The organism is Micromonospora sp. ATA51, from assembly GCF_016802855.1.
Classification (GTDB): Bacteria; Actinomycetota; Actinomycetes; order Mycobacteriales; family Micromonosporaceae; genus Micromonospora; species Micromonospora sicca.
Genome location: NZ_JAEVHJ010000265.1, coordinates 1 through 9,679 on the forward strand (window position 1 = coordinate 1; position 9,679 = coordinate 9,679).

Annotated in this window: 6 protein-coding genes and 2 pseudogenes; 5 read left to right on the forward strand and 3 right to left on the reverse strand. The window is 72.9% G+C overall.

All coding sequences use genetic code 11. The annotated features are described in order from the left end of the window. Positions 1 to 2,349: sensor histidine kinase (locus JNW87_RS29140; protein ID WP_238454756.1), on the reverse strand; the 2,349-nt coding region annotated here is incomplete at its 3' end. A gap of 446 nt (positions 2,350 to 2,795) precedes the next feature. On the opposite strand from JNW87_RS29140, the gene JNW87_RS29145 reads away from it, so the two are divergent. Beyond that, positions 2,796 to 3,977 (forward strand): ABC transporter substrate-binding protein, encoded by a 1,182-nt coding sequence (locus tag JNW87_RS29145; protein ID WP_109804732.1) that lies wholly within the window; start codon positions 2,796 to 2,798, stop codon positions 3,975 to 3,977. Between the two features lie 90 nt (positions 3,978 to 4,067). On the opposite strand, the gene JNW87_RS29150 is transcribed toward JNW87_RS29145, so the two are convergent. Both JNW87_RS29150 and JNW87_RS29155 read right to left on the reverse strand, forming a co-directional pair. Continuing rightward, positions 4,068 to 4,907: an ABC transporter permease gene (locus tag JNW87_RS29150; RefSeq protein WP_375373557.1), complete on the reverse strand. Its 840-nt coding sequence runs from the start codon at positions 4,905 to 4,907 to the stop codon at positions 4,068 to 4,070. A gap of 111 nt (positions 4,908 to 5,018) precedes the next feature. After that, positions 5,019 to 6,049, reverse strand: a pseudogene (locus JNW87_RS29155) (ABC transporter substrate-binding protein). A 286-nt stretch (positions 6,050 to 6,335) separates the two neighbouring features. On the opposite strand from JNW87_RS29155, the gene JNW87_RS29160 reads away from it, so the two are divergent. The 4 genes and pseudogenes from JNW87_RS29160 to JNW87_RS29175 all read left to right on the forward strand — a co-directional run. Further along, positions 6,336 to 7,175 (forward strand): ABC transporter ATP-binding protein, encoded by an 840-nt coding sequence (locus JNW87_RS29160; protein ID WP_236648429.1) that lies wholly within the window; start codon positions 6,336 to 6,338, stop codon positions 7,173 to 7,175. A gap of 2 nt (positions 7,176 to 7,177) precedes the next feature. Further along, complete coding sequence (locus JNW87_RS29165; RefSeq protein WP_109804736.1) at positions 7,178 to 8,128, forward strand: LLM class F420-dependent oxidoreductase; 951 nt, start codon at positions 7,178 to 7,180, stop codon at positions 8,126 to 8,128. Continuing rightward, positions 8,125 to 8,433, forward strand: coding sequence for a cupin (locus JNW87_RS29170; protein ID WP_109804735.1), 309 nt, complete (start codon positions 8,125 to 8,127; stop codon positions 8,431 to 8,433). Before JNW87_RS29165 ends, JNW87_RS29170 begins: the two co-directional genes overlap by 4 nt. A 75-nt stretch (positions 8,434 to 8,508) precedes the next feature. Beyond that, a pseudogene (locus tag JNW87_RS29175) lies at positions 8,509 to 9,679 on the forward strand (hypothetical protein); the annotation flags it as partial.

The window sequence follows — 9,679 nt, forward strand, 5'->3', positions numbered from 1 at the left end:
GGCGGTCTCCCCGCCCGGGGTCCGCTTCGGCAGCGGTTTGCGGGTGGGGTGGGCGCCGGTGGAGGTACCCACCGACAGGCCGCCGCTGGAGACGGGTGCCGGCGGCGGAGGCGCGGCCGGCGTGGTGGCCGGCATGGTGGGCAGGCTCGGCAGCGCGCCGGTGGAGCCCCTCACCTGCACCGCGGGGCCGGTGTCCGGCCCCTGCCAGCGGGCCGGCGCGGGCGCCGGGGTACGCCACTGGTCGGTCAGGGTGGCCGCGGCGGTACGCCCGACGCCGGCCAACGGGTCGGCGTGACCGACCGGGGCCGGCGGCGTCTGCTCGACGGCCAGCGGCTGGCGGGGCCGGGTCAGCGGCGCCGGGTCGTGGCCCCGGCTGGCCGGCAGCACCACCGTGGAGTTCGGCAGGGTCACCTGGGCGACCGTCCCGCCCTCCACGTTCCGCCGCAGCTCGACGCGGATGCCGTAGCGGGAGGCGAGCCGGCTCACCACGGCGAGGCCCATCAGGCGGAACGCGGCCACGTCCACGGTCGGCGGGGCGGCCAGTCGCCGGTTCAGCGAGTCGAGCTGCTCGTCGCTGAGGCCCAGACCCCGGTCCTCCACCTGGATCAGCACGTAGTCCCGGATCCGCCGGCCGTCGGCCACCACCGTGGTGTTCGGCGGAGAGAACCGGGTGGCGTTGTCGAGCAGCTCGGCGACCAGCCGGACCACGTCGTTGACCGCGTGCGCGGCGACCGAGACGTCCGTGTCGACCGTGCCGAACTCGATCCGGTTGTAGAGCTCCACCTCGGACTGGGCGGCCCGCAGCACGTCCACCAGGAGCGCGTCGTCGCGGCGCGGCACGGCCGAGTCGGCCCCGGCCAGCACCAGCAGGTTCTCGTCGTTGCGGCGCATCCGGGTGGCGAGGTGGTCGAGCTCGAAGAGCTGAGCGAGGCGCTTCGGGTCCTCCTCGCTGCGCTCGATCGCGTCCAGCTCGCCGATCATGCGGTCGACCAGCGTCTGACTGCGCCGGGCCAGGTTGAGGAACATCGCCGACACGCTGGTCCGCAGCGCGGCCTGCTCGGCCGCGACCCGGACGGCCTCCCGGTGCACCACGTTGAAGGCCACCGCTACCTGGCCGACCTCGTCGCGGTTGCTGAGCTTGATCGGGTCCCGGACCTGCTGGACGATCTCCTCCACGCCGCCGTCGCCGATGGTGCCGATGTTCTGCAGGCGGCTGACCGCCTCCGGCAGGTCGTGGTTGGCCACCGCCAGGGCGCCCTCCCGCAGCCGACGCAGCGAGTGGTTGAGCGAGCGGGCGAGGACCACGGCGAGCGTCACCGCGATGAGCAGGGTGAGCAGCACGAGCGCCGTCTCGACGACGGCCTGCCGGATCACCTCCGTACGCGCGGCGTCGGCGTCGGCGAAGAGCTGGTCCTGGAGCTGGATCTCGGCCCACCGCATCAGGTCGTCGACCGCGCCGATGGCGGCGGAGGCGTCGTCCCGGGTGACCAGCGGGCGCTGCCCGACCGACCGGGACAGGTCGGCCGCGACCCCGTCGGAGAGCTGCACCGCGTCGCCGGAGACGGTGCTGTCGACCAGGGCCCGCTGCGCCGGCTCGGCGGCCCGCGAGAAGGAGAGCAGCGCCTCCTGCTGGCTGGTCAGGGTCGCCACGAAGGAGGAGAACTGCTCCTCGTCGAGTCGCCCGGAGGCCAGCGCGGTGAAGGCCACCGCCTGCTCCTCGGCGACCGCGGCCTTGGCGTGGGCGAACGCCGCCACCGCCCGGCGGGCGTCGGCCAGGCTCTCCCCGCCGGGCTGCTGGGCGAGCGTGTCGCCGTACGAGACGAGGTCGGTGAGGATGATGCCGTAGCGCAGGCTCGCCTCGGCCACCGGCATCTGCTGCCGGTCCAGCACCTCCTGCCGGGTGCCGTTCAGCGTCGCCAGGTGGTCGTCGATGACCTTCAGCCGGTTCCGGACGGAGGCGGGCAGCCCGTCGAGCCGGCCCCGCTCGTCCCGGTACGCCGTGATCCGCTCGTCGGTGCTGCGGACCCGCAGGTTGTAGTCGTCCGGCTTCTGGTCGGGCGCGGCCAGGTAGACGGCTGCGGCCATCCGCTCCTTGTGCAGGTCCTGGCTGAGCGCCGAGATGTCGATCGAGAGCGAGGTGAGGGAGCGGATCCGGGTGGCGTCGTAGGCGCCCTCGCCGACCGCGACGAGTCGGATGGTTGCCAGGGCGATGACGGCGGCGACCGGGACGACCAGGATGAGGGCGAGCTTGGAACGGATCCGCGCGTCCCGCAGCCGGGGCAGCCGCCGTCGCCGGTTCCGCGGGTCGGCACCGGGGCTCGCGGGCAGGGTCGTAGGTCCGGTGCTCACGACATCGCCTCCGTCGTTTCTCCCACGCCTGACCCGCCGACCCGTGCCTGGTGCAGCGGCCAGCGCCACGCGCGGCACGGCCGCGATTTCATCAGAGAAGATCCTGTTTGGGAAGCCGCAGTGAGGTAGGAATCGGTCGGCGGGCCCTCAAGCCGGTCTCCGGTCAACTATTACCTTCTTTTCCCCAGCCCCCTGAACAGGGCATGTACATCCAGAGTGGTCGGTCGACGCTGCAAAGTGAGCGACGGTAAACATTCGATGTCCCCACCATGTGGGATGAGCGTCCCGAAACAGCTCCCCGCCTTCCGCGCTTGACCACAGGGCCCGGCGTTGGCAAGGTTTTGCAGGCTTCGCGCACACCGTACGGCAGACCAATCCCGTTCTCCACTGAGGACGGACAAGCGGCGGTGATCGGGCAGCGCCCGCGCCGCACCTGGAGGACTGAGTTGAGCCCCATCCGCTCCGCGAGCATCGCGGCGCTCGCATCGGCCGTGCTGGCCACCACGCTCACCGGCTGCCAGTTCGGCGAGGAGCAGCAGGACACCAACCCGATCGTGATCGCCGCCGACCTCGAACTCTCCGGCGCCTCGGCACCGGTCGGCAAGGTGTACCAGCGGGCGCTGGAACTGAAGGTCGAGCAGTTGAACTCCTCCGGCGCGCTGGGCGCCCGGAAGATCGAGCTCAAGGTGAAGGACAACCGCTCGGACGCCGCCGAATCCTTGCGCAACATCAACGATTTCAGCAACGACTCCGACGTCACCGCCATCATCATGGGCGGCTGCAACGAATGCGCGGTCGGCGCCGTCCGCACCATCGACGAGAAGCGCATTCCGACGATCGCGCTCGCCGCCTCCGCCGCCGTCACCGAGCCGGTCGCCCAGCGCCGGTACGTCTTCAAACTGGCCCCCAACGCGGCCGACAGCGCCGGCGCGCTCACCACCGAACTCACCCGCCGCAACATCCGCAGGGTGGCCGTGCTGCACACCGCCGACGACTACGGGCGGGAGGGGCTGGCCGCGCTGCGCGGCGAGTTCACCAAGGCCGGCATCCGGCTGCTGGGCGCCGAGACCGTACGGACCACCGACACCGACGTCACCACCCAAGTCTCGGCCCTGGTGGAGCGGAAGCCCCAGGCGCTGGTCGTCTGGACGCCGCCGGAGCAGGCGTCGCTCACGGCCGCCAGCGCCCGGCAGGCCAGGTTCGCCGGATCGCTGTTCTTCGACGCGTCGGCCGCGGGCGACCTCTTCCTCGGCGGCTCGGCACGGACCACCGAGCGGGCGACCCTGATCTTCACCCAGACCATGGTGATCGACGACGTCATCGCCACCACCCCGGCCAAGGCGGCCCGCCGCCAGTGGTTCCAGGACTACACCGCCCGCTTCGGCGGGTACCACGGCTTCTCGTCGTTCGCCGCGGACGCGGTCCAGCTCGTCGCGGACGCCGAGCTGCGCGCCGGTGGGGAGCCCGGCCGGGTGAACCGGGCCGCCCTGCGCGACGTGCTGGAGACGTCGCAGCTGGATGGCCTCTCCGGCCCGATCCGGATGACCCCGGACAACCACTCCGGCCTGATGCCCCAGGCCCTCACGACCCTGGTCGCCCGGGGCGGCCGCTGGCGGCTCGCGGGATAGTCGCCCTGGTGGGTGTGGCCCCACCGCAACCGGCTCCGGGCGGTCATGGGGTGGGGGGGGTGATCTTTAGCGTCTCCGGTCGAGGTGGGGTCAGCGGGATGAGGTGGTGGCGCGGACCCAGGGGAGGGCGAGGCGCTCCACCAGGCTGAGGGCGGAGTAGAGCAGGATGCTCATCAGCGCGATCAGCACGATCGCCGCCCAGGCCGTCGCGCTGTCCCCGATCCCGTTGTACTGGAGGATCTGGTAGCCCAGCCCCGGCTTGTCCGAGTAGAACTCCCCGATCACCGCGCCGATCGCGGCGAGCGGCATCGCCACTTTCAGCCCGACGAACATCTGCGGCAGGGCGGCCGGGAAGCGCACCTTGCGGAACGACTGCCACCAGGAGGCGTTCAGCGAGCGGGCCAGGTCGGCCAGGTCGGCCGGGGTGGTGGTCAGCCCGGTCGCGGTGGAGAGCACGATCGGGAAGAAGCAGAGCAGGAACACCATGGTCAGGATGGGTTTCTGGCCCCAGCCCACCGAGACCACCAGGAGCGGGCCGAGCGCGATCTTCGGCACCGCGTTGATCGCCACCAGCAGCGGCGCGAACATCCGCTCGACCCGGCGGGAGGCGGCCAGCGCCATGCCGATCAGCACGCCGGCCACCGAGGAGAGCAGGAAGCCGAGAAGGGTCATCGCGGTGGTGATGCCCAGCGCCGGCAGCAGCACGTCGCTCGTCCCGGTCAGCGCGCTCCACACCACCTGCGGCGGCGGTAGGGACGCCGGATGAACCAGGTGCAGACCCGACGTCACCGTCCACCAGACGGTCACCGCGATCAGCAGCCCGAGCGCCGGCAGCCCCACCGCCGCCGGGCGTACGCCGGTCCGGCGCGGCCCGGCCGGCTCGATCGCCGGCTGGTCCGGCGCCGCCGCGCCGACCCTGGTCCCGGTCAACTCCGTCAACGTGTCCTCCTCTGCTGGACCGGCCCGACGACCGGCACGCGAAGGGGGTGCGCCCCCACCGGAACCCCGGCGGGCCGCACCCCCGATGTCCGGGTCGACCGGTCAGGCCTTCGGCGCGAGGTTGAAGTCGATGATCTGGTCGGGGGTCAGGTTCTGCTTGAGCGCGCCCGCGCCCTGCAGCAGCGCGATGCTCTTGGCGACCCGGCCGCTGTCCAGGGTGCCCAGCGCGGTGCCGGAGTTGCTGGACCGGACGTACGCGGCCATCAACTGCAGCTCGGCGGCGGCCGCGGCCGGGTTGGTGGCGGCCACGTTCTTCTTCAGGATGTCCGCCGCCTCCTGCGGGTTGGCCAGGGCGTACTCCAGGCCCTTGAGCAGCGCCGCGGTGAAGCGCTTGACCATCTCCGGCTTCTCCTTGGCGATCTTCGCGGAGGTGATCAGCGCGTTGCCGTAGAGGTCCTGCATGACGTTGCTGTACGGCAGCACGACCGGCTTCTTCTTCGTCACCGCCTCGACGGTGGGCTGACCGACGACGAACTGGCCGATGCCGTCGACCGAGCCGGAGGCCAGGGTGCCCATCAACGTCTGCGCCTCGCCGTTGACCCAGGTCACCTTGGCGGCGTCGATGCCGGCCAGCCGGGCGTACGTCGGGAAGAGGTTGCGCACGACGGAGCCGGGGGTGTCGGCGAGCTTCTTGCCCTCCAGGTCCTTCGGGGTGGCGATGCCCTTGCCCTCGACCGAGACAATGGCCGCCATGGTGCGCTGCTGGATCGCCGCCACCGCGACGAAGTCCTTGGCCTGGCCGTTGCCGAGCTGGAGCAGACCACCGGTGAGGTCGATCGGGCCGAAGTCGGCCTGACCGCCGACCACGGTCTGGATGACCGCACCGGTGCCCTGACCGGGCTTGATCTCCACGTCGAAGCCGGCGTCGGAGAAGAAGCCCTTCTCCTTCGCCACCCAGGCATAGGAGTCCCGACCGAAGTTGCCGAACGAAGTGAGTACGTCACTTTCTCCAGCGTGCCGGTGCCGGCGCTCTTGGCGTCGTCGGACTTGTCCGAGCCGCTGCTGCAGCCGGAGACCAGGGCGAGGGCGGTGGCCAGCGCGGCCGCGGCGACCGTACGGGTCAGCCTTCTCATCAGTGCACCATGTCCTTTCCGACCAGGTCATCTTCGCCCGGACGGGTCGTGGGTCCGACGGTGCCGGCAGGAGGGGGCAGCCGACGGGACCGTCGTGAGGGGACTGTTCGCGGGCACAGCGTACGAGAAGGCCAGCATCGGCAGGCCGGGCGTATCGGTTGCGGAACGGAAACGAAGTTGCGTGATGGAAACTGCCAGCCATCCACCCTGGACGGTGCTACAGGGACCGCCGCCGGTTACCCTTTGCCGGGCTCGTGATCGTCGAGCGGGAGGGAGCCGGCGGAGGATGATCAAACTGTCCGCGGTGTCCCGCACCTTCGACGGCCGCGCGGGGCGGGTCGAGGCGCTGCGCGGCATCGACCTCGACGTCGCGGAGGGCGAGTTCGTCGCCGTCCTCGGCCGCTCCGGCTGCGGCAAGTCCACCCTGCTCCGCATGATCGCCGGGTTGCTGCCGGTCAGCGAGGGCGGGATCACGGTGGCCGGCACGCCGATCACCAAGCCCCGCCGCGACATCGCCATGCTGTTCCAGCGGCCCGCCCTGCTGCCCTGGCGCTCGGTGCTGGACAACGTCCTGCTCCCGGTCGAGATCTTCGGCTGGAGCCGGGCGAAGCACCGCGAGCGGGCCCGGGAACTGCTGGACCTGGCCGGCCTCGGCGGCTTCGAGAAGCGCCTGCCGCACGAACTCTCCGGCGGCATGCAGCAGCGGGTCTCCCTGTGCCGGTCGCTGATCGGCGAGCCGCGGGTGATGCTGATGGACGAGCCCTTCTCGGCGCTCGACGCGCTCACCCGGGAGGAGCTCTCCGGCGAACTCCAGCGGGTGCACATGGAGACGAAGGCGACCATCGTCTTCGTCACCCACTCGATCGACGAGGCGGTGCTGCTCGCCGACCGGGTCGTCGTGCTCAGCCCCCGCCCCGGCCGGATCCGGAAGATCCTCGACGTGGACATCCCCCGACCCCGCACCCTCGGCCGCAACGCCCACCTGGCCGAGGTGTCCCGGGTCAGCGCCGACCTGCACGAGCTGTTGATGGAACGGGACGCCCCCGGCGCGCCGGCGCAGGCCGAGGACGCGGCGGCGGCCGACCCGGTGGAGACGCCGGCGGGCTCCGGCACGGGAGGGCGGTGACCATGCGCGTCTCGGTCTTCACCGAACCGCACCGCGGGGCCAGCTACGACGACCAGCTCCGGTTCGCCCGGCTGGTCGAGGCCGCCGGATTCGAGGGCTTCCTCCGCGCCGACCACTACCAGTCCATGGGCGACGACCCCGGGCTGCCCGGTCCCACGGACGCCTGGCTCACCCTGGCCGGGCTGGCCCGGGAGACCTCCCGGATCCGGCTGGGGACGCTGGTCAGCTCCGCCACCTTCCGGCTCCCCGGGCCCCTCGCGGTGATGGTGGCCCAGGTCGACCAGATGAGCGGCGGCCGGGTCGAGCTGGGCATCGGCGCCGGCTGGTACGAGCGGGAACACCTCTCGTACGGCATCCCCTTCCCCGGGGTGGCGGAGCGGTTCGACCGGCTGGCCGAGCAGCTCGAGATCATCACCGGGCTGTGGGCCACCCCGTCCGGCGAGACGTACCGCTTCACCGGCGACCACTACCGGCTCGTGGACGCGCCCGCGCTGCCCAAGCCGGTGCAGCGGCCCGGCCCGCCCGTGATCGTCGGCGGCCGCGGCCCCAAGCGCACCCCCGAGCTGGCCGCCCGGTACGCCGACGAGTTCAACATGCCGTTCAAGAGCGTCGCCGAGACGGCCGCCGCGTACGAGCGGGTGACCGAGGCGTGCCAGCGCACCGGCCGTACGGAGTCCGGGCGGGCGCCGCTGGTGCTCTCCGCCGGGATCGTGGTGGCGATCGGCCGGACCGACGCGGAGGCGCAGCGGCGGGCCGCGCCGCTGCACGTCAAGAGCGCCCTGCCGCCGGAGGACCCGGTGGTCGGCTCACCGGCGCAGCTGGTCGACCGGCTCGGCGAGTTCGCCACGATCGGCGCCACCCGGGTCCACCTGCGGCTGATCGACTTCGCCGACCTCGACCACCTGGAGCTCATCGCCGCCGAGGTGCTCCCCCAGCTGGACGGAACCCGATGACCGAACTGTCCCAGGACGTCGAACTCGGCCCGGTGGGCCAGGAGATCGTCTACGAGAACGACCGCGTGCGGGTCTGGCACATCCGGCTGGAGCCGGGCGAGCGGCAGCCGCTGCACCGGCACGACCACCCGTACCTGGTGGTGGCGATCCAGGGCGCGAAGAACGTGGTGCAGACCGTCGACGGCACCCGGATCGACGCCGACGAACCGACCGGCGGGGTGGTCTACCGCGACCCGGGCGCCGTGCACATGCTGACCAATGTCGGGGACACGACCTATCTGGCCCGTCTGGTCGAGCTGAAGTAGCCACACCGGCGGCGCGCGCCGCGCCGCGCTGCGTCAAGGTGGCGATCGGGCGCACCGGGCCGTAACGTGCCCGACATGGCCTTTCGGACGTGGGGCAGGCTGCTGCTCACGGCGCTCGGGGTGAGCGTGCTGGCCGGGGCCGGCCAGCTCGGCATCGCGTACGGGTTCGGCGTCGTGCGCCTCAACGGCGCGTTCACCGACGGCTCGGTCAACCGGTGGCCGGCCCAGCTCGTCTGGGTGGCCTGGTTCGCGGCGGTCGCCGCGGTGGCCGGCGCCGTCCTCACCGAACGTTTCGCCCGCCGGGACGGGCTCCCGGGCGGCACCACCGAACAACTGGCGGTCGCCGGGGCCGCCGCGCTGGGCGCGATCGTCGTCGCGCCGCTGTGCATGCAGCCCGCGCGCGCGGCCGAACTGGGCGGCACGGTCGACCCGGTCTGGGCGGTCGGCATCTGCGCCATCCTCGGCGCGGTGGTCGGCGCCGGGGCGGCGCTCGCCGTACTGCTGAACTCGCCGCTCGGCTGGAACATCGCGCTGACGGGCGGGGTGATCTGGCTGCTCGCGCTGCTCTCGGCGGCGCCGGCGCTGGCCGCGGCCGGGCCGCTGCCCACCGTACGCCTCGGGGTCCTGGAACCGTCGTGGTTGGACGCGGCGACGGCCCAACGCCTGGCCATGCTAATCCTGCCCACGGTGGCCCTGCTCGCGGGCGCGGCGGTCGGCGCGCTGGCCCGCCTGCGCGGCCACCTGCCGCTGGTCGGCGGCGCCGCGGGCGCGGCCGGCCCGGTCCTGGTGGCGTTCGCCTACCTGACCGCCGGCCCGGGTGTCGCGGCCGACCGGTACCAGCTCGCGCCCTACTACGGGGCGCTCATCGCGGTCGCCGCCGGCGCGCTCGGCTCGACGGCCACCACCGTGCTGCGTCGGCCGGCGGACACGCCGGCGACCGACGCCATCGAGCCGACCGACATCCTCCAGCCCCTCCCGACCGGGCCCGCTCCCGCTGGTTCCCCGGCGGACCGGGCGGCGGACGGTCCGGCCACGACCGACCCGAGCCCCGGCGGAGCACCGCCCGCGGCCCTGGCCGGCAGCACCGCCGACCTGGGCCTCCATTCGGCCGCCCGGGAGACCCACCCCGACCGGTGCCGGCGACCCACCCCCGCACACTGGGACTGGCCGGTGGCGGCGACCGGCACCCCGACGCCGGCACGGCGGCCTCGCCCGGCCGTCCACTCGCCGGCACGCCCGTTCCGGC